This window comes from Bradyrhizobium sp. SZCCHNRI2009 (genome assembly GCF_032485115.1).
GTDB lineage: Bacteria > Pseudomonadota > Alphaproteobacteria > Rhizobiales > Xanthobacteraceae > Bradyrhizobium.
Genome location: NZ_JAUEUH010000001.1, coordinates 23,659 through 50,599 on the forward strand (window position 1 = coordinate 23,659; position 26,941 = coordinate 50,599).

At 64.5% G+C, this 26,941-nt stretch carries 29 protein-coding genes and 2 pseudogenes; 21 read left to right on the plus strand and 10 right to left on the minus strand.

Going from position 1 to position 26,941, the window contains the following annotated elements; translation table 11 throughout:
- Nucleotides 1–62: 62 nt before the first annotated feature.
- Genes QX041_RS00125 through QX041_RS00170 form a run of 10 tightly spaced genes read left to right on the plus strand, consistent with a single transcriptional unit; the run spans nucleotide 63 to nucleotide 7,825 of the window.
- Nucleotides 63–1,436 carry a heterodisulfide reductase-related iron-sulfur binding cluster gene (locus QX041_RS00125; RefSeq protein WP_316164209.1) on the plus strand — a complete coding sequence of 458 codons (1,374 nt, stop codon included), beginning with the start codon at nucleotides 63–65 and terminating at the stop codon, nucleotides 1,434–1,436.
- Complete coding sequence (locus QX041_RS00130; protein WP_316164210.1) at nucleotides 1,433–2,485, plus strand: FAD-dependent oxidoreductase; 1,053 nt, start codon at nucleotides 1,433–1,435, stop codon at nucleotides 2,483–2,485. Before QX041_RS00125 ends, QX041_RS00130 begins: the two co-directional genes overlap by 4 nt.
- A complete protein-coding gene (locus tag QX041_RS00135) occupies nucleotides 2,482–3,357 on the plus strand; it encodes a hypothetical protein (RefSeq protein ID WP_315828039.1) in 876 nt (291 codons plus the stop codon). Before QX041_RS00130 ends, QX041_RS00135 begins: the two co-directional genes overlap by 4 nt.
- A 10-nt stretch (nucleotides 3,358–3,367) precedes the next feature.
- On the plus strand, nucleotides 3,368–4,114 hold the full coding sequence (locus QX041_RS00140; protein WP_315752118.1) for a 4Fe-4S dicluster domain-containing protein: 747 nt from the start codon (nucleotides 3,368–3,370) through the stop codon (nucleotides 4,112–4,114).
- Nucleotides 4,114–5,037, plus strand: coding sequence for a CoB--CoM heterodisulfide reductase iron-sulfur subunit B family protein (locus QX041_RS00145; protein ID WP_316164211.1), 924 nt, complete (start codon nucleotides 4,114–4,116; stop codon nucleotides 5,035–5,037). Before QX041_RS00140 ends, QX041_RS00145 begins: the two co-directional genes overlap by 1 nt.
- Nucleotides 5,038–5,075: 38 nt before the next feature.
- Nucleotides 5,076–5,510: a hypothetical protein gene (locus QX041_RS00150; protein WP_316164212.1), complete on the plus strand. Its 435-nt coding sequence runs from the start codon at nucleotides 5,076–5,078 to the stop codon at nucleotides 5,508–5,510.
- A gap of 15 nt (nucleotides 5,511–5,525) precedes the next feature.
- A complete protein-coding gene (locus tag QX041_RS00155) occupies nucleotides 5,526–5,966 on the plus strand; it encodes a glycine cleavage system protein H (RefSeq protein ID WP_316164213.1) in 441 nt (146 codons plus the stop codon).
- A 45-nt stretch (nucleotides 5,967–6,011) separates the two neighbouring features.
- The gene (locus tag QX041_RS00160) at nucleotides 6,012–7,019 is read left to right on the plus strand and encodes a YeiH family protein (RefSeq protein WP_316164816.1); all 1,008 of its coding nucleotides are present in this window, start codon (nucleotides 6,012–6,014) and stop codon (nucleotides 7,017–7,019) included.
- A 9-nt stretch (nucleotides 7,020–7,028) separates the two neighbouring features.
- Nucleotides 7,029–7,556 carry a sulfur carrier protein DsrE2 gene (gene dsrE2 / locus QX041_RS00165; protein WP_315828043.1) on the plus strand — a complete coding sequence of 176 codons (528 nt, stop codon included), beginning with the start codon at nucleotides 7,029–7,031 and terminating at the stop codon, nucleotides 7,554–7,556.
- Between the two features lie 41 nt (nucleotides 7,557–7,597).
- Entirely contained in the window at nucleotides 7,598–7,825 is a 228-nt protein-coding gene (locus QX041_RS00170) for a sulfurtransferase TusA family protein (RefSeq protein ID WP_315715462.1), read from the plus strand.
- A gap of 150 nt (nucleotides 7,826–7,975) precedes the next feature.
- Here the strand turns inward: QX041_RS00170 and QX041_RS00175 are convergent, their stop codons facing one another.
- The 7 genes and pseudogenes from QX041_RS00175 to QX041_RS00200 form a co-directional block, all read right to left on the minus strand.
- Nucleotides 7,976–8,929: a (Fe-S)-binding protein gene (locus tag QX041_RS00175; RefSeq protein ID WP_316164214.1), complete on the minus strand. Its 954-nt coding sequence runs from the start codon at nucleotides 8,927–8,929 to the stop codon at nucleotides 7,976–7,978.
- Nucleotides 8,930–9,241 (minus strand): annotated as a pseudogene (locus tag QX041_RS34345) (4Fe-4S dicluster domain-containing protein); the annotation flags it as partial.
- A 4-nt stretch (nucleotides 9,242–9,245) separates the two neighbouring features.
- On the minus strand, nucleotides 9,246–10,973 hold the full coding sequence (locus QX041_RS00180) for a nickel-dependent hydrogenase large subunit (RefSeq protein WP_316164215.1): 1,728 nt from the start codon (nucleotides 10,971–10,973) through the stop codon (nucleotides 9,246–9,248).
- On the minus strand, nucleotides 10,970–11,611 hold the full coding sequence (locus tag QX041_RS00185) for a hypothetical protein (protein WP_316164216.1): 642 nt from the start codon (nucleotides 11,609–11,611) through the stop codon (nucleotides 10,970–10,972). Before QX041_RS00185 ends, QX041_RS00180 begins: the two co-directional genes overlap by 4 nt.
- Nucleotides 11,612–11,625: 14 nt before the next feature.
- Entirely contained in the window at nucleotides 11,626–12,699 is a 1,074-nt protein-coding gene (locus tag QX041_RS00190) for a hydrogenase small subunit (protein WP_316164217.1), read from the minus strand.
- Nucleotides 12,683–13,102 (minus strand): hydrogenase expression/formation C-terminal domain-containing protein, encoded by a 420-nt coding sequence (locus QX041_RS00195; RefSeq protein WP_316164218.1) that lies wholly within the window; start codon nucleotides 13,100–13,102, stop codon nucleotides 12,683–12,685. Before QX041_RS00195 ends, QX041_RS00190 begins: the two co-directional genes overlap by 17 nt.
- Complete coding sequence (locus tag QX041_RS00200; RefSeq protein WP_316164219.1) at nucleotides 13,092–13,592, minus strand: HyaD/HybD family hydrogenase maturation endopeptidase; 501 nt, start codon at nucleotides 13,590–13,592, stop codon at nucleotides 13,092–13,094. The genes QX041_RS00195 and QX041_RS00200 overlap by 11 nt, the downstream gene beginning before the upstream one ends.
- 131 nt (nucleotides 13,593–13,723) lie before the next feature.
- On the opposite strand from QX041_RS00200, the gene QX041_RS00205 reads away from it, so the two are divergent.
- From QX041_RS00205 to QX041_RS00235, 7 genes and pseudogenes are all read left to right on the plus strand, one after another.
- Entirely contained in the window at nucleotides 13,724–13,969 is a 246-nt protein-coding gene (locus QX041_RS00205; protein WP_315715469.1) for a HypC/HybG/HupF family hydrogenase formation chaperone, read from the plus strand.
- 163 nt (nucleotides 13,970–14,132) lie between these two features.
- Nucleotides 14,133–14,198 (plus strand): annotated as a pseudogene (locus tag QX041_RS00210) (adenosine-specific kinase); the annotation flags it as partial.
- Nucleotides 14,199–14,434: 236 nt separating this feature from the next.
- Entirely contained in the window at nucleotides 14,435–14,929 is a 495-nt protein-coding gene (locus QX041_RS00215) for a MarR family winged helix-turn-helix transcriptional regulator (protein ID WP_316164220.1), read from the plus strand.
- A gap of 61 nt (nucleotides 14,930–14,990) precedes the next feature.
- Nucleotides 14,991–16,664: an FAD-dependent oxidoreductase gene (locus tag QX041_RS00220; protein WP_316164221.1), complete on the plus strand. Its 1,674-nt coding sequence runs from the start codon at nucleotides 14,991–14,993 to the stop codon at nucleotides 16,662–16,664.
- A 194-nt stretch (nucleotides 16,665–16,858) separates the two neighbouring features.
- A complete protein-coding gene (locus QX041_RS00225) occupies nucleotides 16,859–17,389 on the plus strand; it encodes a DUF4142 domain-containing protein (RefSeq protein WP_409998660.1) in 531 nt (176 codons plus the stop codon).
- 288 nt (nucleotides 17,390–17,677) lie between these two features.
- A complete protein-coding gene (locus QX041_RS00230; RefSeq protein ID WP_315715796.1) occupies nucleotides 17,678–17,950 on the plus strand; it encodes a hypothetical protein in 273 nt (90 codons plus the stop codon).
- A 55-nt stretch (nucleotides 17,951–18,005) separates the two neighbouring features.
- Nucleotides 18,006–18,482 (plus strand): GNAT family N-acetyltransferase, encoded by a 477-nt coding sequence (locus QX041_RS00235; RefSeq protein ID WP_316164817.1) that lies wholly within the window; start codon nucleotides 18,006–18,008, stop codon nucleotides 18,480–18,482.
- Nucleotides 18,483–18,565: 83 nt separating this feature from the next.
- Here QX041_RS00235 and QX041_RS00240 read toward each other — a convergent pair whose 3' ends face one another.
- Nucleotides 18,566–19,456 (minus strand): hypothetical protein, encoded by an 891-nt coding sequence (locus tag QX041_RS00240; protein ID WP_316164222.1) that lies wholly within the window; start codon nucleotides 19,454–19,456, stop codon nucleotides 18,566–18,568.
- A gap of 383 nt (nucleotides 19,457–19,839) precedes the next feature.
- Complete coding sequence (locus QX041_RS00245) at nucleotides 19,840–20,085, minus strand: DUF3551 domain-containing protein (RefSeq protein ID WP_315715474.1); 246 nt, start codon at nucleotides 20,083–20,085, stop codon at nucleotides 19,840–19,842.
- Nucleotides 20,086–20,445: 360 nt separating this feature from the next.
- Here QX041_RS00245 and QX041_RS00250 point away from each other — a divergent pair, with 360 nt between their 5' ends.
- The 3 genes from QX041_RS00250 to QX041_RS00260 all read left to right on the plus strand — a co-directional run bounded on the left by QX041_RS00250 (nucleotide 20,446) and on the right by QX041_RS00260 (nucleotide 24,921).
- A complete protein-coding gene (locus QX041_RS00250) occupies nucleotides 20,446–21,480 on the plus strand; it encodes a YihY/virulence factor BrkB family protein (RefSeq protein ID WP_316164223.1) in 1,035 nt (344 codons plus the stop codon).
- A 227-nt stretch (nucleotides 21,481–21,707) separates the two neighbouring features.
- Nucleotides 21,708–23,234 (plus strand): ATPase domain-containing protein, encoded by a 1,527-nt coding sequence (locus QX041_RS00255; protein ID WP_316164224.1) that lies wholly within the window; start codon nucleotides 21,708–21,710, stop codon nucleotides 23,232–23,234.
- Entirely contained in the window at nucleotides 23,224–24,921 is a 1,698-nt protein-coding gene (locus QX041_RS00260) for a response regulator (RefSeq protein WP_316164225.1), read from the plus strand. The genes QX041_RS00255 and QX041_RS00260 overlap by 11 nt, the downstream gene beginning before the upstream one ends.
- Nucleotides 24,922–24,984: 63 nt before the next feature.
- On the opposite strand, the gene QX041_RS00265 is transcribed toward QX041_RS00260, so the two are convergent.
- A complete protein-coding gene (locus QX041_RS00265; protein ID WP_316164226.1) occupies nucleotides 24,985–25,197 on the minus strand; it encodes a hypothetical protein in 213 nt (70 codons plus the stop codon).
- A gap of 929 nt (nucleotides 25,198–26,126) precedes the next feature.
- On the opposite strand from QX041_RS00265, the gene QX041_RS00270 reads away from it, so the two are divergent.
- Nucleotides 26,127–26,861, plus strand: a complete 735-nt coding sequence (locus QX041_RS00270) for a thioredoxin family protein (protein WP_315715480.1) — start codon at nucleotides 26,127–26,129, stop codon at nucleotides 26,859–26,861.
- Nucleotides 26,862–26,941 lie beyond the last annotated feature (80 nt).

Sequence of the window (26,941 nt, forward strand, 5' to 3'; positions counted from 1 at the left end):
GCCGCTGAGATGACCACAACAGACGGCGAGATCAATCGCTGCGGTGGACGACGGAGGAAACGATGGACGAAAAGCGCAGTGACAGTCAGTCGGCCTACGCCGGCTTTGGCGCGGAGTGGCGCCCTTCCAATCTGACGCCGGGCGAGGCGCAGACAGCGACGGCCTGGGTGGAAACCCGGATCGACCGTCGCTCGATGCTGACCAACAAGGACCGTGTCCACGACATCCGCGACGCGATGTGGGAGCTGGAGAAGGACGGCGAAATCGTCGTCCATCGGATCGACGAGCGCCACGAGCCGGTGGTGGCGCGCACGCTGTACGGCTGGGACAAGCGCATTCCCACCACCAACCTCTGGCAGCACAAGTCCTGCGGACAGTGCGGCAATATCCCCGGCTATCCGTCGAGCGTGATGTGGCTGATGAACCAGCTCGGCGTGCGCTATCTCGACGAGACCGATCAAACCTCTTGCACCGCCTGGAATTATCACGGCTCCGGGGTCGGCAATGTCGTCAGTCTGGCCGCCGTCTTCCTGCGCAACTTCCACCAGGCATACATGTCGGCCAAGGCGCAGGGGCTGCCGGTCGGAACCTACTTCCCGCTGGTCCACTGCGGCACGTCGTTCGGCAATTACAAGGAGATGCGCATCTTCTTGATGCATTCGGCTGAACTGCGCGAGCAGGTGAAGAAGATTCTCGGCAAGCTGGGCCGCCTGGTCGACGGCAAGCTGCTGATCCCCGAAGAGATCGTGCACTATTCCGAGTGGCTGCACGTCATGCGTCACCGCATCCGGGAGCGGCAGGTCATAGACGTGAGCAGCCTTCGCGCCACCGTTCATCCGGCTTGTCACGTCTACAAGATGGTTCCGGAAGACGTGATCTATGACGACACCGTCATGGACGGCAATCGCGTCGCGGTATCGACCGGCCTGATGCAGGCGCTGGGTGCACAGGTGATCGACTACTCCACCTGGTACGACTGCTGCGGCTTCGGTTTTCGTCATATCATTGGCGAGCGTGAATTCACCCGCTCCTTCGCCATCGACCGCAAGATCAGGGTCGCGGTCGAGGAGGCGCGGGCGGACGTCATGATCGGCCACGACACGGGTTGCATCACCACGCTCGACAAGAACCAGTGGATCGGCAAAGCCGTCGACAAGGTCTACGCGCTGCCAGTCATGGCCGATTGCCAGTTCGCGGCGCTCGCCCTCGGTGCGCATCCATACAAGCTCGCGCAGCTTCATTGGCACGCCTCGCCGTTCGAGGGGCTGCTCGAGAAGCTCGGCATCGACTGGCAGAAAGCCAAAGCCGAATTCGAGGCCTACCTCGATGAAGTGAAGGCCGGCCGCATCGAGACGCTCTACGACCCCAAACGCGCGATTACGTCGGGCCCAGGCTATGTCAAGCCGACGGCGACCTTGTCAGGAGCCGCATCATGACCCGTCCCGTTCTCATCGTTGGCGGTGGGCCGTCGGGGCTTTCCGCCGCACATGCGCTGGCCGCGGCCGGCCAGCGCGTCGTTCTCGTCGAGAAGGCGGAGCAGCTCGGCGGCGCGCCGATCCAGTCGGGCTATGCCAAGCTGGTGCCGTCCGGCGAATGGGCCAAGGACGCCATCGGTGGCATGGTGCGCCGGGTCGAAACCGACAGCCGTATCGAGATCCGAAGGCGCGTCACGGTGAAGGCCTTCTCGGGCAGCCCAGGCGACTTTCGCGTGACGCTGTCGGATGGCACGGTGCTGGAGGCGGGGGCGGCGATCCTGTGCACCGGCTTCACGCATTTCGATTCCGTCAACAAGCCGGAATGGGGTTTCGGTACCTACCCTGATGTGGTCACGACGACCCAGGTCGAGCAGATGCTCTCCTCCGGCACGGGCGTGCGCTGTCCGTCCGACGGACGCGAGCCGGAACGGGTCGCGATCCTGCTATGCGTCGGCTCGCGCGACCGCCAGATCGGTCGCGAGTGGTGTTCGAAGATCTGCTGCACGGTCTCCGCCAACATTGCCATGGAGATCCGCGAGGCGGTGCCACGGTGCAACGTGTATATCTACTACATGGATATCCGCACCTTCGGCCTCTACGAAGATCTCTACTACTGGGAAAGCCAGGAGAAGCATCGGGTCAAATACATCAAGGCGCGGATCGCCGAAGTGACATCGGACGGCAGGCGGCTGATCGTGAAGGGCGAGGACACGCTGGTGAAGCGGCCGATCTCGATTCCGTTCGACATGGTGGTGCACGCCATCGGCATGGATCCCAATGTCGACAACATGACGTTGTCGGCGGTGTTCGACGTCAAACTGCAGAAGCACGGCCATATCCAGAAGGCATCGGTCTATTCCAACACATCGGCGACCTCGCGGCCCGGCGTCTTCGTCGCCGGCGCGGCGACCGGGCCCGAGACCATCGACGATTCCATCGCACAGGGCCAGTCGGCAGCGATGGCCGCGCTGACCCTGGTCCGCGGCGCCATGATGGAAGCGGCCGAGTGATGTGGCCGATCACCAGCCATAGAGGCAAGGCGGGGGCCGAGCCGATGCGGCCGGTGCTTGATCTGTCCGGCCCCAGGCTGCGGCGGGCGTTCGAGAACCTCGTGGAATCCGCCGACGACACCGGCGGCGTCGAGCGTTATGTCGGAGCGCTCGCGCTCAAGGCCTCGCTGTTCGAGGAGGTGCTGGGCAAGGGGCGGGTCAGCGAGCTGACGGAGGCCGAATTCTGCGACCTCGCCACGTTCATCACGCCGGTGCGCCGGCGTGTGGGTGCGTGGCTCGGCCGCAACGGATTTGTGGCGATGCGCAGCAGGCTCGAGGCCCTGCTGCGCGGATGGTCCGATCTCGGCACCACCGACCAGCGCGTCGCCGCGTTCGTCACGAGCTTTCCAGCCGATCGCGAGCACCGCTGGTCGCGCGATCTTGCCGCCGAGGTCCTTCATTTCACCGCGCCCGACCGCTATCCGCTGATGACGCGCTGGATGTGGGACGCCAGGGTCAATACCGGCGTGTTGCGCGAGATATGGTACGACGAGGATGCCGAGGCCGGTACGATCGCCGTCGGCGACGGCCTCGCCACTTTCACGATGCTACGCGAGGAGCTCGAAGGTTTCCTGCAGGCGAACGGTGTCTTCCGCGATCTGGCCTTCTACGTCGATCTGCTCTGTGCCCACACCTATGCAAATTATATCAACGACAAGGGCGGCCAGTTCCTGCACGCGGACTTCTGCGGCGGCTTCAAGGCAGACGCGATGGCACATACTCGGCGTCTCCTGGGACTCGATGCGGTCGATACCGAGTCGGGGCGCACCCGCCTGAAGCTGATCGATGGCAGGGCCTATGTGCTCGGGCAGCCCCGCCTGCTGAGCGAATGAGGGAACATCCATGCCGATTCACGAAAAATCGCTGATCCGGCCCGAGAACCTCGTCACGCATGAACACCTGGAAATCGATGGCGTCGATGTCTCCGGGCACTGGAGCACGTTCATCACCTCGCGCGCCATCACCGACTACAACGAGCAGATGCAGGAGGAGATCGCGGCGCTCCCGGGGGGCGAGTTCATCCACCGCTGCTGGCAATGCGGCTCATGCACCAATGCCTGCACGATCAACGCCGTGAATCCCGACTTCAACCCGCGCTATTGGATCTACCTGATCCGCATGGGCTTCGAAAGCGAGCTGCTGCGTGACAAGGACATCATCTGGCAGTGCGTCTCCTGCAACAAATGCACCTATGCCTGTCCGCGCGACGTCAGTCCGGAAGGCGTGATGAAGGCCACGGCACATTGGCTGGAGCTGAAGGGCTATACGGAGAAGAAGCCGTCCACCGCGTTCGATGAGGTCTTCTCCGAGCAGGTCTTCGCCACCGGCAAGATCGAGGAAGGCCGCGTGCTGCGCCGGTTCTTCGCGCGGACCGGGCAGTCCCTGTCGCAGGGCTGGCTTGTCGAACTGATACGCAGTCTCGCCAGCCGATTGCCGGTCGGCCTCCTGGTGAAGTTGGGACTTGCCAGCGTGATCCGTCCCCGCACGCGCGGATGGCGGGGCGCCAGCCTCGCGATCGACGAGTATGTCCGTGAGTGCGAAGCAGCTGCCCGCAAGGCGCTTCGGCTGGACGTTCAGGGAGCTGAGTGATGAGCGACAAACACAAGCAGGTCGCCTACTATCCGGGCTGCGCGCTCGAAGGCACCGGGCACGCCTACAACCGCTCGACCAAGGAGGTCGGCAAGGCACTCGGCCTCGACCTGGTCGAGCTCAAGAACTGGAACTGCTGCGGGGCCATGGAGGTCAAGAACATCGATCCCAAGCTGCAGACCTATCTGTCGGCCCGCAACCTCTCGATCGCCGATGCGATGGGGTTCGATACCGTGATGGCGCCGTGCAATGGCTGCTATCACAATCTCAAGAAGGCCGAATACGACCTCGCCAAGGATCCCGCGTCGCGCGAGGTGACGGACCGACTGTCGCGCAAGGCCGGCCACGCGACCTACGAAGCGGGCAAGGTCACGACCATTCACGCGCTCGACTGGATCAAGGAATCGGTCGGCGAACAAGGCCTCAAGGCACGCGTGAAGAACTCGCTCAAGGGCCTGAAGGTCGCCAACTACTACGGCTGCATGTACACGCGGCCGCGTCACATCTTTCCGGAAAAGGACAAGGGGCCCGGCTCGGAATCGACCTCCAAGCCCCATTTCATGGACGACCTGCTGGCCGCGGCGGGGGCCGAAAATGTCGAGTACCCCCTCAAGACGGCGTGCTGTGGCGGCGCTCACACGCTGTCCGACAGTGACACCTCGACCAAGCTCGTTCTCAACCTGCTCACGACGGCCGAGGCCTGCGGCGCGGACGTGATCGCCACCGAATGCCCGACCTGCCACACCGGGCTCGAAATGCATCAGGTGCGCGCCGAAAAGGTCTTCGGCCGCAAGACGAGCGTCAAGATCCTGTACTTCACCCAGCTCCTCGGCATGGCGCTCGGGCTGTCGGCGCGCAAGGTCGGCGTGCAGGAGAATTTCTCGGATTCGACGGGTCTGTTGCGTGCGCGGGGGCTCGGCTGATGGCGGATATCGGTATCACGAGCCTCGACAACGTCGCGATGCGGCTCGACGGCATGTTGGCCGCGTCCGATGCTGCACTCGCGGCGGACGCCGCGCCGCTTGCCGAGGAGTTGCTGCAACTCGGCGAAACGATTCTCGAAACATGGCTCGCTGCGCACGGCGAGATTCCGACCGATCGCAAGGTCGAGACGTTTCGCCTGCTGGCGCTGCATCGGCAGGGTGCGCGCGGCGATGCAAGCTTCAACGCCTGCCGCGAGACATGCCGCGAGCTCGTCTATCATTATAATCTCGTGCGCCTCGAGCCAGGCCACGCGGAGGTCGCCCGGCGGCTGCGGCTGGGCGCCATGGTCGCGCGGCACCTCATGCTGTTCATCGGCGGCAAGCTGGAGGTGGCCGGGCTCGGCGAATTCTGCTGCGCGTCCCGGACGCTACGTCAACTCGATGCATCGATGCAGACCAACGAAACTGTTTGAGACAAGGAGAAGACGATGCCCATCGTCCGCGGCTGCAACCTTCCCGACGACCTCCTCTATGACGTCGACAACAACATCTGGTATCGCGAGAACGCCGACGGCACCGTGACGCTCGGGATGACCGCTGTGGCCGCGGCCATGGCCGGTCAGCTTGTCGCCTTCACACCAAAGAAGGCCGGCCGGTCGGTCGATGCGGGCAAGTCTTGCGCCACGATCGAATCCGGCAAGTGGGTCGGCCCGGCAAAGGTCGCCTTCAATGCAGAAATCGTCGAGGTCAACGATGCAATGAGCGCAGCGCCCAAGCTCGCCAACACCGACCCATATGGCGAGGGATGGATGGTCAAGGTGCGCCCGAAGGATTGGGCTGCTGCCAAGGCGGGCCTCGTGCCGGGCACGGCGGCCGCCGCCCCTTATGAAGCGAAGATGGCTGCCGAGAATTTCGCCGGCTGCGCGTAAGGAAGTGGATAGGCCGTGACTGAGACCGTCGCAATCAGGACATCGATGATAAGTCGCGGCCTCGCGGCCTTCATGTCGCTGCCGACCTATTTCCCGGGTGTCCTGGCCAGTCTGATCATCGCGATCGCGGCAACCTTCCTGTCCGAGCACTATGGCGGGCCGGTCATGCTGTTCGCCTTGCTGCTTGGGATGGCCTTCTATTTCCTGTCGCAGGAGGGGCGCTGCGTTGCCGGCATCGAGCTCGCCTCGAAGCGCATCCTGCGCGTCGCCGTCGGCCTGCTCGGGGCGCAGATCACGATTGCCGAGATCATGAAGCTCGGTCCGACGCCCGTGATCACGGTCGTCGGCGCGGTGATCCTGACCATCCTGTTCGGCGCGCTGGCCTCCCGTGCCATGGGTTTGAGCCGGCGGTTCGGAATCCTCACCTCCGGGGCTGTGGCGATTTGCGGAGCGTCGGCGGCGCTCGCGATCTCGTCGGTGTTGCCCAAGGGGGAGCAGCACGAACGCGACACGGTCTTTACCGTGATCGGCGTGACCGCGCTCAGCACGATCGCGATGATCGTCTATCCGCTGGTGATCGCAGGATTCCATCTCGATCACGCTGCAGTCGGCATGTTTCTTGGCGGCACCATTCACGACGTTGCGCAAGTGGTTGGCGCCGGCTTCAGCGTGTCGGAGGAGACCGGAAACGTCGCGACCTTCACCAAGCTGCTCCGGGTTGCCATGCTGCTGCCTGTCGTGGTGATGCTGTCCTACGTGTTCCGCGCCCATCACGTCGGTAAGGCCGGGCGACAATTGCCGGGGTTCCTGGTGGTGTTCGCCGTTCTGGTGATGCTCAACAGCGCCGGCGTCATTCCCGCATTCCTGCTTGCCCTCATCAAGGACGTTTCAAGGTGGTGCCTGGTGACGGCGATCGCAGCGCTCGGGATGAAGACGTCGCTCAAGGCGATGGCCGATGTCGGCGGCCGGGCGATCGCGCTGATCGTCGCCGAGACGTTGTTCCTCGCAGTCCTCGTGCTGATGGTCGTGCGTTGGAAAGCAGGAATCCAGTAATGCGCGCGGTTGCGCCTGCGAGAGACCGAACGGAGAGATGCAATGGCCGATGATAACAATACCAAGCGCATGTCGATGATTGTCACCAAGGGCACGCTGGATTGGGCCTATCCGCCCTTTATCCTGGCCACGACAGCGGCGGCCATGGGCCTCGAAGTGACCATGTTCTTCACCTTCTACGGCTTGACGCTGCTCAAGAAGAATCTCGACCTGAAGATTTCGACGCTCGGCAATCCGGCCATGGAGATGCCGATGTTTGGAATGCACATCGGCATGCCGAATCTCGTATCGGCCATCCCCGGCGTCGACGCGGCGGCGACGACAATGATGAAGAACCTGATCAAGAAAAAGGGGGTCGCATCGATAGAGGAGTTGCGCACGATGGCCATCGAAGCCGAAGTCAAGATGATCGCCTGCCAGATGACCATGGATCTATTCGAGTACACCAAGGACGACATGATCGAGGGGCCGGTGCTCGGCGGCGCTGCGACCTACATCGAGACGGCGACCAAGAGCGACATCAACCTGTTCATTTGAATGTATCACGAAGCCAGCACCAGAAATTACGGAGAGACAGGATGGCTGACCAGGTTCTCGATGCCAAGGGACTGAACTGCCCGCTGCCGATCTTGCGCGCGAAGAAGGCACTCAAGGACGTGCCGATCGGTGGCACGCTTCAAGTGCTCGCCACCGATCCCGGCGCTGTGAAGGACTTCGAGGCGTTTTGTCGCACGACCGGAAATGATCTCTTGGAATCCAAGTCGGAAGGCAAGCAGTTCGAGTTCCTGATCAGGCGAACGTCCTGACGCTACGCAATCTCTGCTACGCCGGAGTGCCTTTCGGTTTGACCGAGAGCGGAACCGCAACCAACGGAGGGGACCGGTGCAGTCTGCACGCTCCGCCGCCGGCGTTTCGCCGCCGTTTGCCCACGCTGCAAGGCGTACGACTGTGAAACGTCACCCTTGCGTCTTCGCTGGGGCGTCCTCGATCAGGTGGTCCGCAATGATCTCCACCAGGCTCGCGAGCCCGCCTTCCCATTTCCAGTGGGCCTTGCTCTCGTCCATGGTCAGCCGGCAGTTCGAGCATGCCGAGACCATCGTCTTTGCACCGGTCTTCTCGACCTGATCCATTTTGATCTTGAATACCTTGTGGCGAAGATCGGCAGCGCGCGCGATCGCCTGCACGCCGCCCCCGCCACCGCAGCACCAGTTGAGATTTCCGGTCGGGGTCATCTCGCGGAAGTCCTTCGCGAAATCCTGCAGGAGGAATCGCGCATCTTCGGTCGCGCCGCCACGACGGGAGATCTGACAGGGATCGTGATAGGTGATCGACTCCTCGATCGGCTTCAGCCTCAGCCTGCCGTCCCGCTTGAGTTGCGCCATGAATTCCGAAATGTGCACGACTGCGAAGGGCAGGGGGCGGCCGAGAATGTTGGCGCCCGACCAGCGCAGCGCACCGAACGCGTGGCCGCACTCCGGAATCACCACCGTCTTGGCTCCCACCGCCTCGGCGGCCTCGGTGATCCGCTGAACCATGATCCTGGCGACGTCCGCCTTGCCGGCCAGATAGCCAAAATTCGTGGCTTCATAGCCCTTCGTGCTCAGCGTCCAGTCAACGCCCGCGTGGTTGAGCAGCTTGGCCATGGCCACCACGGAATCGGGGTATTTCATCGTCTCGACGGACGAGAGCGTCAGCAGAATGTCGGCCTTGTCCTTGTCGAGCGCGATGGGCACGTCGTGCTCATCTTCGAGCCATTCGATACGATCGCGCAGCTTTTCGGCCGTCACGCCCAGCGGGCTTCCATGATCGCGCGAATTGTCGGCGGCCTGCAGAAGGTCTTTCGGTCCAAGTCCCGCCTTGACGAAGGCCTGCCGTGCGCCGCCCACGATGGAAGCGATGTCGATCCCCATCGGACAGATCGTGGTGCAGCGACCGCACATGGTGCAGGTATCGAACAGCAGTTCCTCCCATTCCCTGAGGTCCTCTTCCGTGACGCGGGGGGCGAAGAGCGAGAGCGGGAATTTCTGCCGGCGATAGGCCTTGGCAATCGGAAACAGCTTGTAGGCGGGCGTGTGCCGCGGATCTCCGGAGGCCTGATAGAAGTGGCAGGCTTCGGCACAGTTCCCGCAATGGACGCAGGCCTCGAGATAGCTGACCAGATGTCCCTCGGTTCGCGCCAGGAACGCTCTGCTGGCTGCTTCGACGTCGATTTCGCCGCCCATCGCCTTACCTCACCCGCAATTGTATCAGCTCTTCGCCTTCCGGATCGATCACATGCACCGCGCACGCAATGCACGGATCGAAGCTGTGTATCGTGCGCTGGATCTCGAGCGGCTGCCGAGGATCGTGGAGGGTGTGGCGATCCATCAATGCCGCTTCGTAAGGTCCGGGCTGGCCCTTGGAATCGCGCGGTCCCGCGTTCCAGGTCGAGGGCACCACGGCCTGATAATTATCGATACGCTTGTTCTTGATCACCACCCAATGCGCCAGCGCCCCACGCGGCGCTTCCATGAAGCCGACACCCTTGGCTTCGGCGGGCCAGGTTGAGGGATCCCACTTGTTCGAATTGTGGACGTTCAGATCACCCGCGCGGATGTTGGAAAGAAGACGGTCGTACCAGGTCGACATCTGGTCGACGACGATCTTGCTTTCCAGGGCGCGCGCCGCAGTGCGTCCCATGGTCGAGAACATCGCCGTCAGCGGCAGCTCGAGCTTGCCCAGCGCGTAACCGGCCAGTTCGCGCGTCGGCTCGTGACCTTTGGCATGGAGCATCAGCACGCGCGCGAGCGGGCCGACCTCCATGACATGGCTCTTCCAGCGAGGCGCCTTCAGCCAGGAATAGCTCGCACCGACATCGAGCTGCTCGAAGGGAGGCTTGGGACCGGTGTAATGCAGATTGGTCTCGCCCTCGTAGGGATGCAGGCCTTTGTCCTTGCCGGTTGCATAGTCGTACCAGGAATGGGAGACGAACTCCTGGATTTCCTCCGAATTGTTCATGTCGACGGGATGGATCGTGGTCAGGTCGCGATTGAGGATGGCGCCCGCCGGGATCAGCCAGCTGGCCGGGTCGTCCATGCCCTTTTCGGGAAAGTCGCCGTAGGTCAGAAAGTTGCCCACGCCTTCGCCGCGCGCGAACCAGTCCTTGTAGAAGGATGCGATGGCCAGCGTGTCCGGCAGATAGACCTGCTCGACAAAATCCTTCATTCGGCCGATCACGGTCTTCACCGTCTGCAGACCGTCGATGCCGATGGCGGTGCCGCCGGTGTTCAGGCTGATCGCCGACGGGGCGCCGCCGACCAGGAAATTCGGATGCGGATTCTTGCCGCCGAAGACGGTATGGAGCTGCACCACCTCGCGCTGCCAGGCGAGCGCTTCCAAATAGTGCGCGACCGCCATCAGGTTTGCTTCGGCCGGCAGCTTGAATCCGGGATGTCCCCAGAATCCGCCTGCAAAGATGCCGAGCTGGCCGCCTTCGACGAAGGCTTTCAGTCTCTTCTGCGTATCTGCGAAATAGCCCGGGCTCGACTTCGGAAAGCTCGAGATCGATTGCGCCAGTTGCGACGTCGCCGCCGGATCGGCCTTCAACGCCGACACCACGTCGACCCAGTCGAGCGCGTGCAGATGATAGAAGTGCATGACATGGTCGTGCACATATTGTGCGGCAATCATCAGGTTGCGGATGAGTTGCGCGTTCGGCGGAATGGCGTATCCCAGCGCATTCTCCACGGCACGGACGCTGGCGATGCCGTGGACCAGCGTGCACACGCCGCATATGCGCTGCGCGAAAGCCCAGGCCTCGCGCGGATCGCGTCCTTTGAGGATCAGCTCGATGCCGCGCACCATCGTGCCGGAACTGTACGCACCGGTGATGGCGCCCTGGGGATCTGTTTCCGCCTCGATCCGCAGGTGCCCTTCGATGCGCGTGATGGGATCGACCACGATGCGCTGGTTCATATCTCAACTCCCCGGCGGCTGTAGAAGATCCCGGTCTCGCTTCTGGTCAGGAAGACGAGGAAGGCATGCATGAGCTTGCCGAACGGGAACCAGATCAGGAACAGGCACACGGTCAGGATGTGCACGGACAGGAGCGTTTCATACGGCGCCCATAGGTGGCTCACCGCGATCAGCCCTGTCACGACCGGAAGGAACGTCACCAGCCAGCTGAAGTAGTCGTCAATCGTCGAAAGCAGTCTCAAGACCGGATTCGTCATCCGCCGCGCCAGCGCAGCCAGCAGCGACGCCAGCGTGAGCACCGACGCGGCCGAGATCACGCCGGTGGGCAAATTCGGCCATGAAAAGCCGAACAATCCGCGCAGGAATAGAATGTGCTGCGCCAGTCCGAACACGACGATGGCAAGGCCGACGTGAAAGACATAGCCGTTCACCGTGCTGAACAGCGACGCGCGCAGATAGGTGTTCGCGGGCCATAGGTGACGCACGAAGCCCCGGAACGCGCCAACCACGGCGTGCGGTGCACCGGCTCGCTTCGCCGATCTGTCGTTGGTCCAGGGCAGGAGCAACAGTGACGCGAGCCGCCACACCACGCCGCCCACGAATATCGCGATTGCAATCTCGATCGCGGGCCCGCGCACGAAATCCAGTAGGCTCATGGCAGGGTCTCCCTCTCCGCTCGTTGTTTGCGCCGGCGCGCCAGCCAGGCGCTGGCGATCCCGACCGCCGCGCCCGCAGCCGCGGCGCCGCCGATGATCTCCGGATCATTCAACGTGTTTGAGGAAAGCGGCTGGTAGAAGCTGCCGCGATCCCAGAAATTCGGTTCGGAACACCCCAGACAGCCGTGCCCGGACTGGATCGGGAAGGAGACGCCACCATTCCATTTCACGGTCGCGCACGCATTGTAAGTCACGGGCCCCTTGCAACCGACTTCATAGAGGCACCAGCCCTTGCGTGCTCCCTCGTCGTCGAACTGCTTGGCGAACTGCCCCTTGTCGTAGAACGGTCGGCGATAGCAGCGGTCATGAATCGTATCGCCGAAAAACGCTTTCGGCCTGCCCTTGTCGTCGAGCTCGGGAAGCTTGTTGAAAGTCACGAAATACGCAACCGTGCCAGCGATGGCTTCCGGAATGGGCGGGCAACCGGAGACATTGATCACCGGTTTGTCGGTGATGATGTCGCTGACGGCAACTGCGCCGGTGGGGTTGGGATTTGCGTGCGGGATGCCGCCAAAGGCCGCGCAGGTCCCGACTGAGATCACCGCGGCTGCATCTGCGGCCGTCTCCTTCAGCACCTCGAGGTTGGTCTTGCCGGCGTTGGTGGAGTAGACCCCGCCATCTCTCGTCGAGACTGAGCCGTCGACCACGACGACATATTTGCCCTTGTTCTCCTTCATGGCAGCGAGGCGGGCCGCTTCCGCGGCAGCACCCGACACCGCCATCAGCGTTTCGTGATAGTCGAGCGAGATGAGATTGAAGATCATGTCCTCGATGGTCGGACCGAAAGAACGCGTCAGCGATTCCGTACAGCCCGTGCATTCCTGAAATGAGAGCCAGATCACGGATTGGCGCCGCGTATTTGCCAACGCCTCCGCCATGCCCTTCGCGGCCATCGGGGGCAACGCCAGAAGGCTGGCAAGATAGGTCGTATATTTCAGCAGGGCGCGGCGGGAGACGCCCCGGCGCGTCAAGAGCTCGCCGATTGTCTCGGTTTCATGCATCTTCGGCATCCTCTGAAGAGACGCGGTCGATCAGATCTTCAGACAGTTTGTTGCTGGCCGCAGCGATGTCGGCCGCATGGCCTGTCAGGACCTCCGGGGACGCCGTGATTTCGATGCGTTCGGCGGCGAGCTTGTCCCCGGCGCCCAGGTGGCGAACCCACCACACGCCGGCATAGCGCGTCTCCCAGATTTCGCTGATGCCGGCTGCGGTCAAAACGGCCTCCAGGTCACCGTGGCCCAACCGCTCCTCCAATTCGCTGCGGTCCGCAACCGTGAGAGGCAGGCTGCACAGATCGATCGCCGCGCAAGCGCCGGTATTGGCAAGCACATCGAGGTGATGGGCGATCTCGCGGAGCAGGCTGTCGATCATCCCGGTGCGGAACCCCGCTGCGGCATCCGCTTCAACTGTCATGGTGCCACCTGCTGAGTAGCGCTTTGATCTGCTGACATGCGGTGGGAATGGCCGCGCCAACCGCGGGCGTCAGCGACAGGCCCCATTGCGTGGATTCGGGTTGAACCGCGACGAGCGCCCGACGCGCCGGCTCGCAGCCGGTCAGCCGCGCCGCCGACATCAGGTCGGCAAGCGCGACCTCATGAGCCGTCCGCTTCTTTCCCGTCAGCTGCCGGTCCATCTCCGGACCTTGAAAGATCCTTACGGTGCCGGGCTTCGCGCCCAGTTCCACGGCGTCCACGGCGATGAGCGAGCCGAAATCTTCGATCTCCGAAAACAGGGACAGCCCGAGCGTCCCGCCATCCCGCAGAGCAACACGATGCGGTATCTCGCCCGTGCATTCCAGTGCATCGAGGGCCCGAATGACGTGCACGCCAATGCCGTCATCGCTCAGCAGGATATTGCCGATTCCGAGCACCAGCGTGTGGGTCGCCGCGACATGCGTCCGCATAGGAGAACTCCTGCGAGATCAGGCGCCTCATATTCTATGCAGCGAATATGATGCTCTTATCTTGATCCACGTCAAATCGAGTTCATCGAGCGGGCTATGATTTAGCACCCAAGTAATTGCGTGGAACCGACATGTGCCTTGGCATCCCGATGCGGGTCGTGGAGTGTGACGGAGTCATGGCGCGATGCGAGGCCAAAGGCATCGAGCGCATGGTGAGTCTGTTTTTGCTTCAGCATGAAACGATCGATCCCGGCGATCACGTCGTGGTTCATGTCGGTTACGCCATCCGGAAGATGTCAGAAGCCGAAGCGTCGAGTGCATGGGATCTCTTCGACGAACTGCTTGCGGCGGAAGACGCACTGCGCGGCAATGCATGAACGCGCCATGCGGGCCGCCTGCGTCAGCCGGACTAACGTAAGGGGACGCCGTCGGCGATCGAAGCCGCGCTGCTCGATCGGGCGCTTCGCTCCGAAGCACGACGACGTGCATTTGCATGTCACGACGGCATGGACTCTGCGGACCGTTGGCCTCGATCGTCGCGGCGCGGTTCAGGGCATCCGCTTCGGGCTGGCCTTCTGCGAGGCCTCAGGCAGGCGGCTGGTGCGCTGATCAGGTAATGACGAAGCATCGATCGATTTCAGAAGCAGACAGCCAGGCCGGCCATCTTGAACGCCTTTGTTCTCAGGGTGGCTTCGCGAGCGTATGCCCTCAAGCCGAGATCATCGGAAAAGTTGGAGCTGCTCTTACCGAAACGCCGCAACGAATCGCCACGAATCGGGTGAAACGAGCGTGCGCTTGCTACCCTGGCCCAGCGTAGCCGGATTCGACGAGGTGTTTTCCACATGACAGCGCGATCTCCACGCGAGGCGCCGCTTGCGCGACGAACCGGAACAGCATGGCGGCACGCCAATGTCGGCCGGCTGCTCAACAATGCGGTGCGCCGGTTCGAATCCCGGGTCCTCCAATTGATGGCCGAGAGCGGTCATGGCGGGACGCGGATCGCCCATGTCAGCCTCACCCGCAATCTCGATGTCGAGGGCACCCGGCTGACCGAGCTCGCGCGGCGGGCCTCGATGAGCAAGCAGGCGATGGGCGAGCTGGTCGATCAATGCGTCGAGCTGGGTCTGGTGTCGCGCGAGGCCGATCCGAGCGACCGGCGCGCGCGCCTGGTCCGCTTCACGGCGGCCGGACTGAAATGGCTGGAGGCGTTCGGCGACGCCGTCGACGTGGCCGAAGCCGAGATGCGCAAGGAGCTCGGCAAGGCCGTGATGGACGCGATTCTGCGAGGGCTGTCGGCCTACGGCGCCCGCTTCGATACGCTCGACGACACCAGATAGTCAGGTTGCTTGACTATTTTGCCGGGCGCGGTAGCCTTCCTCCGTTGCGAGGAGAAGCGCCGTGATCGAACGTCTGAGCGCCTCGGTGCTGATCGTGGGCGGCGGTCCGTGCGGGCTGATGCTGGCCAACGAGCTTGGCCGCCGCGGCGTGTCCGCAATCCTGGTCGACGAGAAGCCGGGAACGGCCTTCAACCCGCAGGCCAACGCGACGCAGGCGCGGACGATGGAGCATTTCCGCCGGCTCGGCTTCGCCGACGAGGTCCGGCGCGCCGGCCTGCCCGCGGATTACCCGACCGACGTCGCCTATTTCACGCGCTACACGGCGCATGAGCTGACACGTTTTCAATTGCCGTCCGCAGCACGCGCGACGGAACTGGTGAAGGGTCTGTCCGGCTCGTGGAGCGCAGCAGAGCTGCCGCACCGGGTGTCGCAGAAATTCGTCGAGGCGATCCTGCGTAGGCACGCGGCGCAGCTTGCGGGCATTCAGTTGCGCTACGGACATCGGTTGATCGGCTACGTCGCGGATGACGGCGGCATTGCCGCCGACGTCGAGCGTGTCAGCGACGGCGCGCGCTGCGAGGTCGCGGCTGAATTCCTGATCGGCGCCGACGGTCCGCGCTCCCCGGTGCGACAATCGCTCGGGATCTCCTACGGCGGAACGACGGGAATACGGCGCGATTTCATGGGCGGCCGCATGCTCGCGGTCTATCTCCGCTCGCCGGAGTTCTACGCCAGTGTCCCGCATGCGCGGGCCTGGATGTATGTCTGCTTCAATCGAGACCGCCGCGCCTTCATGGCCGCAGTGAACGGACGCGACGAGTTTGCCTTCCACACCCAGCTGCGGCCCGGCGAGGACGAAAGCGCGATCACTGCCGATGATGCAAGGACAGCGTTCCAGCGCGCCTGCGGTGCGCCCATTCCCTGCGAGGTGCTTTCGCACCTCACCTGGACCGCGGGTCATGCGCTGGTCGCCGAGCGCCTGCAGCGCGGCCGGGTCTTCCTTGGCGGCGATGCGGCGCATCTGTTCACGCCGACCGGCGGACTCGGCTACAACACCGCGATCGAGGACGCGGTCAATCTGGGCTGGAAGCTCGCGAGCGTCGTCAAGGGAACGAGCCCCGTCTCGCTGCTCGACAGCTATGAGGCCGAGCGCCGTCCGGTGGCGCTGCGCAACACCGACTACGCGCGCGGCTTTGCGGATTCGCTCGGCCTGTTTGCCGCGGCGCCCGAGATCGAGGACGCGACCGCGGCCGGCGACGAGGCACGGCGCATCGCCAGCGCCTATCTCGATCAGCATGCGCGCGCCGAGTTCAACATCCCCGGCGTCACCTTCGGCGGCCGCTATGATGGCTCACCGATCATCGTCCCCGATGGCACCCGGCCGCCGCCGGATGCGGCCAACGCCTACGTGCCGAGCGCCTGTCCCGGCGGCCGCGCGCCGCACGCCTGGCTGGAGCAAGGTATCTCGCTGTACGACCGCTTCGGCTTCGAATGGACGCTGCTGCGGTGTGAGGGCAGCGGCCTCGATGAGGATCAACTCCGTGAGGCCATGGGGCCGCTGCGTGCCGATGTCGAGATCGTCACCTTGCCGCGGGCCCTGCGCGATCTCTACGAGGCCGACCTCGCGTTGATCCGTCCCGATCAGATCGTGGCGTGGCGCGGGAGCGCGGCGCAGGCCGGCCTGCTTCGACGCGTGCTGGCTCGGGCGCTCGGAGGAGATGCACGCACTCACTGAGCGCTGTCTGGCGCGGGTCCGATACCGAGAAGCCATCGATGTCGTGCTGCGGGGGCGTGCCGCAGCATTTGGAACCCGCCGCGTAGTTGCGCGCGGAAGCATTCTGCAGGGCAGCCACGCGGGGCTTAGGAACGATCGTCGGGCGAGGCTCTTGCCGTCGGGACGATCAAGAGCCAACCCCTCGGAGATCAACGATGAGCAGGATGATCCACAACCATCAGACGAAAGCGATCCGAATTGCCATGGCCGCCTCTGCCGTGACCGTGTTGGTGGCCGGCGGCGCGGTCGCCGCTCCGAAAGGTCAGCCGCCCGCCAAGGATCAGCATTTCATGACCGAGGCGATCGAGGGCGACATGTCCGAGGTGAACATGGGCAAGCTGGCGCAGCAGAAGGGGCAGAGCGATCAGGTCAAGCAGTTCGGGCAGGCCTTGCAGCAGGACCATAGCGAGCATCTGCAGAAGGCGCAGCAGCTTGCGAGCCAGAACGGGATGAAGGTGCCGTCCGAGCCGAGCAAGAAGCAGAAGGCCATCTACAGCCGGTTGGAAGGCATGTCCGGCGGTCGGTTCGACCAGGCGTTCGCGCAGGCGATGGTTCGCGATCACCAGGAGGATATCAAGAAGTATCAGAAGCAGGCCGCGGCAAACTCACCGCTGTCGGACTTCGCCCAGCAGACCGTGCCGGTGCTGCAGAAGCACCTCGACATGGCGAAATCATTGGCGAAATGACATGGGCCAGAGCGACCACGATGCCTCAGCCTCGTCCAGGCGTCGTGATCGCCAATGATCGCGCCATCTGAAGAACAAGTTTGCCGACCACGAGGCCAATGCAACGCTGGCTGAGACGCTGGCGAAGCAGCCTCGCAAGATGGCCGAGCCGGGACCGGCGGAAAATCGCACGTCGGCACTGCGTGTTCGGCATCGGAGTGTCGTCCGCCCCAGCATTGCCCGACCTTCGTCCGGCTGCTAGCGTTCTCCCATGAGGCACGGGCAAGCGATAAGACGATGACTGACGTGATGACCGAATCGGAAAAGGCGCAGCAGATCGTGGCTGCGCTGAGGGCGGCGGAGGCGAGCCCGCCGGAAGCGGCACTGCAGACGTTGAACGGCCTGATGGGCCTCGTCCGCAGCCCGAGCGCGGAGCAGCCGCTCGAGGTGGAGGAGGCGCGCTCCGCGGCCTTCATGTCGATCTGCGAGGTCGGCAAGGCACTGCATCGCGGGCAGCCGACGGAGGCGCTGTGGCCGACGGCGCTGTCGGCCAGCGAACGCTGGCTGGCGCTTGCCAAGTGAGCAAGGGCGAGTGAGGACGAGCCAGACCGGTGCGGACCGCATGAGTTGGCGTGCCATGGCGCCAAGCGATCTTGCTGACGTCGATGGAATCGCAGCCCGCGTGCACCCGAACTATCCCGAGGACAGGAGTGTTTTCGCGGAGCGTCTGCGTCTCCACCCTGATGGATGCCGCGTGCTGCGTGGGACCGGCGCCGGCATCGCCGGCTATGTGCTCAGCCATCCCTGGCATCTCGGCCGGCCGCCGGCCTTGAACCGGCTGATCGGAAGCATTCCGTCGGCTGCATCGACCTACTACATCCACGATCTCGCCTTGCTGCCCGCGGTTCGCGGCAGCGGCTCGGCGACCGTGATCGTCGAGGAACTGATCCGACACGCGCGTGCGCTCGGCCTGGAGTCGCTGTCGCTGATCGCCGTCAACGGCTCGACGCCATTCTGGGAGAGGCAAGGATTTGTGGTCGACAAGGCGGCCGCCGCGGATCCGACCGGCAGCTATGGCAGCGACGCGAACCTGATGATCCTGCGGCTCGCCTAAATTGCGCGAGCGTCTTTCGCGGCGGGGGTACAATGCGTAGCGGCCCGGCGATGGGTCGGGCCGCTCGCTGTTCTTGACGTGCTCTATTCCGGCATCGACATCGGCCGCCGCCACATGTCGCGCCGCCGGCTGAAGCGATTGGCGTGCAGCATCCATCCGGTGACAGGCTTGCCGTCGCGGTGACGGCCACCGCTCTCCGCAGCCGCCCAGGCGGCGACGGCGCCGAGCAGCAGCGCGGTGGCCACCGAGAACGCCAGGATGACGGTGCCGGCGCGCGTGCGCGAGATCGCGTTCTTGGCTTCTGCGATCACGCTGTCCACCCGCCGCTCGGCATCGGGAGCAGCGAGACCGGTCGTGCCGCTGACGAGCTGCACGAGATAGCTGCGATCCTCCGGGCTGACGCCATTGTGGCTCGACGCCGTGAGCAGGATGCGGCCGGCCTCGCCGCGTGCGGGGGCGAGATCCGGGCTGGGTGCTCGCCGCGGCGCGCGGAACAGATGGTCGAGCTCATAGCTCAGGATCGATGGTTCATTGGCCGTCGCCGGCGCAGTCAGTGGATTGGTCCGCGTCGCCGCGGACGCGCCGAGCACGGCCAGGATAGCGCCGAGCACGACTGCCAGCGCCCAGGCTGAGACGCCATGCAGGCCGTCGCGCTTTTCGATATCTTCGCTTTCGGCAAGCCCGTGCGTTGCGCGCAAGCGGCCCGCCATGTAGCCGCCGCAGCCGAAGCTGATCAGCGCCTGCAGCACCAGATAGAGGCCGGACAGGAGCCAGAGCGCCACCGAGGCGTCGCGCCATGTCGGCGCGGTGGAGCTGACACCGAGGCCGACCGACATGGCAAAGCTGATCAGGATCGAAGAGACCGCGGCGGCGGTCAGGGCTCCTGCAACGACCGGCGTCCATTGCAGGGTCCAGCTATCGGCCGTCGCGCTTGAAAGGGGTGATGTGACGACCGGCGAAGTTTCCATGGCCATGATGTCGTCTCAGCGCAGACCGAAGAACGACAGAACGGCCATGATGACCACGATCAACCCCACGAGATAAATCAGTCCGTCCATGATGATCCTCCTCCGGTTCGACATTGGTCGCCGTATAAGCAACAGCGAGGCGCAATGTTCCGTGCACGTATCAGCGGAGGAGGAGAGGACGCGTGACCGTCGGCCTCGGATGGGACTTGCCGCAACAGCTAACGGATCATGAGCCAAAGGATCATGGTGCCGTTGCGCGATGCAATAGAGCAGGGCCAGGGGGGCGTGGCGGCCAGAGATGTCGCCGCCAGCCATGTTTCAATTGTTGCCAGGTTTGGATGGATCGCGCGGCTCATTCCCCGCGCGAGGGCTGACGCAATGACCCGCGGTCAATAGCGTGGGTCGTAGCCGCGCTGCCGGGCATAGGCGTAAGCGGGGTTGATGCCGCAGCCCGCATCGGTCCCCGAGGCCGCCGCCTGGCACTGACGATAGGTGGAGAACTGACAGTTGCCCGGATAGCCCCACATCCTGCCCTGCAGGCAGAAGCGGTCTTGCGCGGCGGAAGCCGGTGAGATCGCGGCGAAGCTCGCGAGGACGGCGGTGGCAGACAGCGAGGCAAATAACAGGCGGCGCATGCGTTTATCCTTGCGTTGAAAAGTACTATTGCAACGCGAGGGGGCGCAGGCCCGTTCCTCGCGCGCAACATCAACTGTTTTGTGTCGGCGGCGCAGCGACGCGTTCACAGGCCGACGAAATTGTCTGGATGTTGGCGCTTGCCCGAGTTGGCCTTTTGAAGATCGGAGGAGCCCACCGTTGCGGAGCTTGGCAACGCGCGTCATGGCGTGATGCCGGAACATTCGTCCACCGCTCCGGTTGCTTTTGGCCGCTGGTGATGGACCGATCCCATGTTTCGCCGATCCAAGACGTCAGACGCCGCACATCGCGACTCTTCGAGCGTTTTCGCGAGCCGCCCGCGCGCACCTGGCACCGGCGGGATGCTGGCTCTGCTCGGGTTCGCGTTCCTGATCCACTATTTCGATCAGCGGCCCGAACAGACGGAAGGCTCGGGAGGCGCGCGCCGGTCCGGCGCTGGACACGGCCGGCTGGCGCGTTCGCCCGCGGAGCTTCCCGCGCGCGGCTGGAAGGACGTCCTGTTCCGGGTCTATGAAAACGTCACCGAGCACAGGATCGTCGCGCTCGCCGCAGGCATGACGTTCTACACTCTGCTGGCGATCTTTCCGGCGCTGGCCGCGTTGGTGGCGATCTACGGCCTGTTCTCCGATCCGGCCAAAATCACCGGACATCTGGAACAGTTGCAGGGCGTGATGCCCGGCGGCGCCATCGACATCGCGCGCGACCAGTTGACGCGCGTCTCTGCCAACGGCCGTCAGGCGCTGGGCATCACCTTCCTCGTCAGCCTGGCGATCTCGCTGTGGAGCGCCAATGCGGCGATGAAGTCGCTGTTCGACACACTCAACATCGTCTATCGCGAGCCCGAGAGGCGCGGCTTCATCAAGCTGAACGCGATTTCGCTGCTGTTCACCGGCGGTGCGATCCTGTTCGCGCTGCTTGCGATCGGCGCCGTCGTCGTGCTCCCGGTGCTGCTGAACTATCTCGGCATGTCCGGGGCCGGCGACCTGGTGCTGCGGATCGGCCGCTGGCCGGCGATCTTCATCTGCGTCGCGCTCGGACTGGCCCTGATCTATCGCTACGGGCCGGACCGCGAGGAGCCTAGATGGCGCTGGATCAGTTGGGGCAGCGCGCTGGCGGCGGCGCTGTGGCTCGCGGGCTCGGCGCTGTTTTCCTGGTATGCGGCGAATTTCGGCAGCTTCAACGCGACCTACGGCTCGCTCGGCGCCGCCATCGGCTTCATGACCTGGATCTGGATCTCCGCCATCGTGATCCTGATCGGTGCCGAGCTCGATGCCGAATTGGAGCATCAGACCCGGCGCGACACCACCACCGGCGCCGCACAGCCACTTGGCACCCGCGGCGCCACGATGGCTGACACGGTGGGCCGTGGGAGCTGATCTGCCGTCGGCTGAGAATGCAGGTGCGATCGGCTCGGCCGTGCGAGATGCCGCACGGGCATCGCAACGCACGGGGCCCGCGCCACGGCGATCTCGTGGAACCGCCCGCCTGAGACGGAACCGGGGAACCCGAGGCGGATCCGCCGTGTTCCTATCGGGTCGTCGCGAAGCCCCGAATTGTCGGGTTCGCTGCGGCGTCGTCTCGATTGTCACGACGGAGCTTATGCATGACGGAGCAGCCTGTTCGCGGAAGCGACGAGGGTGGGCCCAGGGATCTGCCGCGCATTTCCACCGGAAGTGAAGGCCTCGACGACATTCTCGGCGGCGGCTTCGATCCCAATCGCCTGTATCTGTATGAAGGCCGGCCCGGCACCGGGAAGACCACCATCGCGCTGCAGTTCCTGCTCAAGGGCGCAAGTTGTGGCGAGCGCGTGCTGTACATCACGCTGTCGGAAACCCGGCGCGAGCTGGAGGTCGTGGCGCGGCGCCATGGCTGGTCGCTCGCCGGCGTCGACATGTTCGAGCTGGTGCCTCCGGAAACGACGCTCGACCCTGAGCGCGAGCTCACCGTGTTCCATCCGGCGGAGGTGGAGCTCAGCGAGACCACCGGTCTGATGTTCAACGAGGTCGAGCGCATCAATCCCAGCCGTGTTGTGATCGACAGCCTGTCGGAGCTTCGGCTGCTGGCCCAGAGCCCGCTGCGCTATCGCCGCCAGGTGCTCGCGCTGAAGCACTTCTTCACCAAGCGCAACTGTACCGTCGTCCTGCTCGACGACCTGTCATCCTCGCAGGACGACCTGCAGCTCCACTCGGTTGCGCATGGTGTCGTGATGCTGGAGCAGCTCGCGATCGAATATGGCGCGGAGCGCCGCCGGCTGCGCGTGATCAAGATGCGCGGCATCTCGTTCCGGGGCGGCTTCCATGATTTCACGATCGCCTCGGGCGGGCTCAGGATCTTTCCGCGCCTGGTCGCCGCGGAGCATCACCGATCCTTCGCCGGCGATTTCACCTCGAGCGGCAACGCCGAGCTCGATCAGCTCCTGGGCGGCGGGCTGGAGCGCGGCACCAATGCGCTTCTCATCGGTGGGGCCGGTGTCGGCAAATCCTCGGTGGCGCTGATCTACGCGATCGCGGCGGCCCAGCGCGGCGAGCACGCCGTCTTCTTCGCGTTCGACGAGGGCCGCGGCACCGTGGAAGCCCGTGCCCGGACGCTCGGCCTGCCGCTCGAGCGCCATATGGAATCCGGGCGCATCCATTTCCAGCAGATCGACCCGGCCGAGCTGTCGCCGGGCGAATTCGGCGCCATCGTTCGGCAGAGCGTCGAGCAGGACGGCGCCCGCCTGATCGTCATCGACAGTCTCAACGGCTATCTCAACGCGATGCCCGACGAGCGCTTTCTCATCCTGCAGATGCATGAGCTGCTGACCTATCTCGGCCAGCAGGGTGTGCTGACCATCCTGGTGCTCGCGCAGCACGGCCTGGTCGGGCCGTTGGATACGCCGCTGGACATCAGCTATCTCAGCGATGCCGTGCTGATGCTGCGCTATTTCGAGGTGGGAGGGGCGGTGCGCCGCGCATTGTCGGTGGTCAAGAAGCGCAGCGGTCACCACGAGCACAGCATCCGCGAGTTTCGCCTGAGCAGCTCCGGCATCACCCTCGGCCCGCCGCTCAAGGAATTCAGCGGAATATTTTCCGGCAATCCGCGCTTCACCGGAACGGATATCCCCGACATGGACGTGCGGGATGGGCATTGAGCGAGATCACCGCGTCCTCGTCTTCGCGCCGATCGGGCGGGACGGGCCGGCATCGGCAGAGCTGCTCCGCAGTGCAAGAATCGAGACGACCGTCTGCTCTGACCTCACGCAGCTGCTCAGTGAGTTGAGCGCAGGCGTGGGCACGGTCTTCGTTGCCGAGGAAGGGTTGTTCGCAAAGGACACCGCCGCCCTCACGCAATGGGTCGAGCGGCAGCCGGCCTGGTCCGATTTGCCCTTCATCGTGCTCACGAGTCACCGCGAGCAGAGTGCCGTCGTCACGTGGCGGCGCAATCTGGTAAGCGCGCTGCGCAATGTCTCGCTGCTCGAACGGCCGGTCCAGCCGATCACGCTCACCAGCGCCGTTCAATCCGCGCTGCGGGCGCGACGTCGTCAATACGAGATTCGCGCCCTCATCGAGGCGCGCGAGCAGGCGGCGCAGCAGCTCGAGCAACTCGTCGTCGAGCGGACGCGGGCGCTCGCGGAGTCGAACGAGCATCTTCGCATCGAGATGGCCGAGCGCGCGCGGGTCGAGGAGACCCTGCGCCAGACGCAGAAGATCGAGGCCATCGGCCGGCTGACCGGCGGCGTCGCGCACGACTTCAACAATCTGCTGATGGTGATCTCCGGCGGGCTCGACATGCTCGACCGCCAGAGCGATCCGGCGCGGCGTCGCCGCCTGATGGACGGCATGATCCAGGCGGCGCAGCGGGGCGCCAGCCTGACCCGCCAGCTGCTCGCGTTCTCGCGCCGGCAGGAGCTGCGGCCCGAGCCGGTCGACATCGCCCGCCAGATCGGCGGCATGCGCGAGCTGCTCGACCGCAGCCTGCGCGGCGACGTGCATGTCGAGTTCGATTTCCCCGATGCGCTCTGGCCCGTCGAGGTCGACCCCGGCGAGCTCGAGCTCGTCGTGCTGAATCTCGCCGTCAACGCTCGCGACGCGATGCCGACCGGCGGCACGATCGTGGTGCGGGCCGAGAACCTCCGCAACGTGCAAGACGATCAGATCGCCGGGGACTACGTCCGCCTGTCGGTGATCGATACCGGCACCGGCATGACGGAGGAGGTTCGCGTCCGGGTGTTCGAGCCGTTCTTCACGACCAAGGATGTCGGCAAAGGGTCCGGCCTCGGGCTGGCCCAGGTCTATGGATTCGTCACCCAGTCACGCGGCACTGTCCGCATCGACTCCGAGCCGGGCAAGGGGACGACGATTGCCCTCTACCTTCCGAGGTCCGAGCACGCGGCGTCCAGGGAGCCGCACCATCTCCTCGATCTGCAGCGGCCCCAGGCCCGCCGGCGCAACGAAGGCCGCGTGCTGCTGGTCGAGGATGACGATGAGGTCGCTGCGCTCGTCGGCGAGATGCTCCGCCAGCTTGGCTATGAGGTGACCCGCGCCTCCAGCGCCGCCGCGGCGCTCGGTGCGCTGGCTGACGGACGAATCGTCGATCTCGTGTTCTCCGACGTCATGATGCCGGGGGGCATGAACGGTGTCGAGCTGGCGCGCGAGATTCAGAAACGGCGCGGCGACATGCCGATCCTGCTGACCAGCGGCTATTCGGGCGCTGCCGTTCACGCCGCCAAGGAGGCGGGCGTCCGCATCCTGTCGAAGCCATATCGCATCGACGAACTGGCGACAGCGCTCGATGCGGTGAAGATGGACCACGTCTGGTCGCAGGCGCGCATCTCGTGATACGGGGGGCTGATCGGGAGCTGCTGATAGCGAGCTGCGGTCTTGGACCTCTCCGGTTCGCGATCAACCGCGCTCGATCAGCACCGAAACCGTGACATGCCCGACCTCGCCGTCATCGGAGCTGACCTTGAGGCTGACGTTCGTGGAGGAGGGATCGAGCCGGTCGCGCGCGATTGCAAGCGCGGTGTCCGCCGTCTGCATCAGCACCGTCTCGACATCATCGAAATCGACGCCATCGCCGCGCATTTCGCCAGGACTTGTCACATAGAAGCGCATCTCGTTCGTCCTGATCTGCCGTCACCCGAAGGCGGGAGCCGTCGATCTGGTGGAGATATGCGGGATCGAACCCTCCAGCAGCCCCGACCTTCTCAAAATCGAACATGGTGACAAGGTTCCTGCGGATGTCCGCAACACCCTGACTGCCGACCTCCTGAGGCACCCGGTTCACAGCTGAGACCGAGGGCTTCGGCGAGCGCAGCATCTTAATCGGGAACTGATACTCGTGGTCGGCGACGAGACCGAACCTCCGCCAGGCGTTGCCGCAGCTCAGCGACGAGTTGCGCCACGCGTGCCGCTGCCGAGCCAACGCCGAGGTGCCGATGGTGTTCAGCTCGTGCCCTTCCGCAACCGGCCGATCAGGATCGTCATGGGATGCCTGACCCGTTCGCGATGGCGAAGCTGACCATCGGCTTGAGGCCGGGTCTTCAGGACCGGAGGCGAACATCGAAAACGGCTGAATGCGAGGTTTGTTCCTCGCGGATCAGTTTTTTGCCGGCAGCCAGCCGCGACCGAACCGGTACTCACCGCCGGTCGTCCATCCAATTGACAGATCCGCAGGCGGTACAATTGAACAGACGCGCCGCTTCGCCGGTTCGTGGGTTCAGGATGCTCTGAACCGCGCGCGCCGGTTGTCCGCAGCCGCGGCAGCGCGCCGGCTCGGTCCGACCGCTGTGGGAGTCACTGCTCTGATCCGACACGTCTGCCATGGCTGCCCCGAAACGGACGAGAGCGGGCGGTGGATCAGGTCGACCGCGCACGCCGGTCTGAGATGGGAGTGGGGGCGCCCGACGCTGGCCTTTTCCGGTCGATCCGCGGTTCCCCGCACCCGGCCGCGCTGCGATGACCCGCCGAGAAAATAGATGGCGTCGGTGTCGGACCGCCGAACCTTGCATCGTCCTCTGCGAAGGACACGGAGGACTCCAGACATGACCCCCAGAATAGTCACTGCGGACGAATGGACCGAAGCGCATCGCGCCCACCTCGCCCAGGAGAAGGCCTTCATCAGGCAGCGCGATGCGCTGGCTGCCGCCCGCCGGGCGCTGCCGTGGGTCCGGGTCGAGAAGGACTATGTCTTCCAGGCGGCGGACGGACCCGTCAGCCTGGGCGATCTGTTTCAGGGACGGAGCCAGCTGATCGTCTATCATTTCATGATGGCGCCGGGCGATCCGCACCGCTGTCCCGGCTGCTCGTTTCTGTGCGACCACATCGACGGCGCCAACCAGCACCTCCGCCACCACGACGTCAGCCTGGTCGTCGTGTCGCGTGCGCCGCTCGCCGAGATCGCGCCGTTCAAGGCGCGCATGGGCTGGGCGTTCGACTGGGTGTCATCCGAGGGCAGTGATTTCAACTTCGACTTTCAGGTCTCGTTCTCGGACGAGCAGATCGCGACGGGCAAGGCCGCCTACAATTTCGCACCCTTGACGAGCAGGTCGCCCGAACTCCCGGGCCTGACCGTGTTCACCAAGGACGACGCCGGCAACATCTTCTGCACGTTCCAGGTCCGCTCCCGCGGCGGCGATCCCCTGATCGGCGCCTATCACTATCTCGATCTCACGCCCAAGGGCCGCAACGAGACCGGCCGCGGCAACCTCTCCGATTGGGTGCGCCTGCACGATGAATATGAGGAAAGCGGCGCGCGAGACTGTCATTGCGGCCGGTAGATCGAAACGAGTAGGGCGGATCAGCGCAGCGTGATCCGCGGCGCCGTCAGTGCCGCCATGCGGACACAGGAAATCGTGAA

Excerpts from the sequence above, each read along its gene's own strand:
- QX041_RS00125 (WP_316164209.1), top strand. The coding sequence starts at position 63 with ATGGACGAAAAGCGCAGTGACAGTCAGTCGGCCTACGCCGGCTTTGGC.
- QX041_RS00130 (WP_316164210.1), top strand. The coding sequence starts at position 1,433 with ATGACCCGTCCCGTTCTCATCGTTGGCGGTGGGCCGTCGGGGCTTTCC.
- QX041_RS00140 (WP_315752118.1), top strand. The coding sequence starts at position 3,368 with ATGCCGATTCACGAAAAATCGCTGATCCGGCCCGAGAACCTCGTCACG.
- QX041_RS00145 (WP_316164211.1), top strand. The coding sequence starts at position 4,114 with ATGAGCGACAAACACAAGCAGGTCGCCTACTATCCGGGCTGCGCGCTC.
- QX041_RS00150 (WP_316164212.1), top strand. The coding sequence starts at position 5,076 with ATGCGGCTCGACGGCATGTTGGCCGCGTCCGATGCTGCACTCGCGGCG.
- QX041_RS00155 (WP_316164213.1), top strand. The coding sequence starts at position 5,526 with ATGCCCATCGTCCGCGGCTGCAACCTTCCCGACGACCTCCTCTATGAC.
- QX041_RS00160 (WP_316164816.1), top strand. The coding sequence starts at position 6,012 with ATGATAAGTCGCGGCCTCGCGGCCTTCATGTCGCTGCCGACCTATTTC.
- QX041_RS00170 (WP_315715462.1), top strand. The coding sequence starts at position 7,598 with ATGGCTGACCAGGTTCTCGATGCCAAGGGACTGAACTGCCCGCTGCCG.
- QX041_RS00175 (WP_316164214.1), bottom strand. The coding sequence starts at position 8,929 with ATGGGGATCGACATCGCTTCCATCGTGGGCGGCGCACGGCAGGCCTTC.
- QX041_RS00180 (WP_316164215.1), bottom strand. The coding sequence starts at position 10,973 with ATGAACCAGCGCATCGTGGTCGATCCCATCACGCGCATCGAAGGGCAC.
- QX041_RS00190 (WP_316164217.1), bottom strand. The coding sequence starts at position 12,699 with ATGCCGAAGATGCATGAAACCGAGACAATCGGCGAGCTCTTGACGCGC.
- QX041_RS00195 (WP_316164218.1), bottom strand. The coding sequence starts at position 13,102 with ATGACAGTTGAAGCGGATGCCGCAGCGGGGTTCCGCACCGGGATGATC.
- QX041_RS00200 (WP_316164219.1), bottom strand. The coding sequence starts at position 13,592 with ATGCGGACGCATGTCGCGGCGACCCACACGCTGGTGCTCGGAATCGGC.
- QX041_RS00205 (WP_315715469.1), top strand. The coding sequence starts at position 13,724 with ATGTGCCTTGGCATCCCGATGCGGGTCGTGGAGTGTGACGGAGTCATG.
- QX041_RS00215 (WP_316164220.1), top strand. The coding sequence starts at position 14,435 with ATGACAGCGCGATCTCCACGCGAGGCGCCGCTTGCGCGACGAACCGGA.
- QX041_RS00225 (WP_409998660.1), top strand. The coding sequence starts at position 16,859 with ATGAGCAGGATGATCCACAACCATCAGACGAAAGCGATCCGAATTGCC.
- QX041_RS00230 (WP_315715796.1), top strand. The coding sequence starts at position 17,678 with ATGACCGAATCGGAAAAGGCGCAGCAGATCGTGGCTGCGCTGAGGGCG.
- QX041_RS00235 (WP_316164817.1), top strand. The coding sequence starts at position 18,006 with ATGGCGCCAAGCGATCTTGCTGACGTCGATGGAATCGCAGCCCGCGTG.
- QX041_RS00240 (WP_316164222.1), bottom strand. The coding sequence starts at position 19,456 with ATGGCCATGGAAACTTCGCCGGTCGTCACATCACCCCTTTCAAGCGCG.
- QX041_RS00245 (WP_315715474.1), bottom strand. The coding sequence starts at position 20,085 with ATGCGCCGCCTGTTATTTGCCTCGCTGTCTGCCACCGCCGTCCTCGCG.
- QX041_RS00250 (WP_316164223.1), top strand. The coding sequence starts at position 20,446 with ATGCTGGCTCTGCTCGGGTTCGCGTTCCTGATCCACTATTTCGATCAG.
- QX041_RS00255 (WP_316164224.1), top strand. The coding sequence starts at position 21,708 with ATGACGGAGCAGCCTGTTCGCGGAAGCGACGAGGGTGGGCCCAGGGAT.
- QX041_RS00260 (WP_316164225.1), top strand. The coding sequence starts at position 23,224 with ATGGGCATTGAGCGAGATCACCGCGTCCTCGTCTTCGCGCCGATCGGG.
- QX041_RS00265 (WP_316164226.1), bottom strand. The coding sequence starts at position 25,197 with ATGCGCTTCTATGTGACAAGTCCTGGCGAAATGCGCGGCGATGGCGTC.
- QX041_RS00270 (WP_315715480.1), top strand. The coding sequence starts at position 26,127 with ATGACCCCCAGAATAGTCACTGCGGACGAATGGACCGAAGCGCATCGC.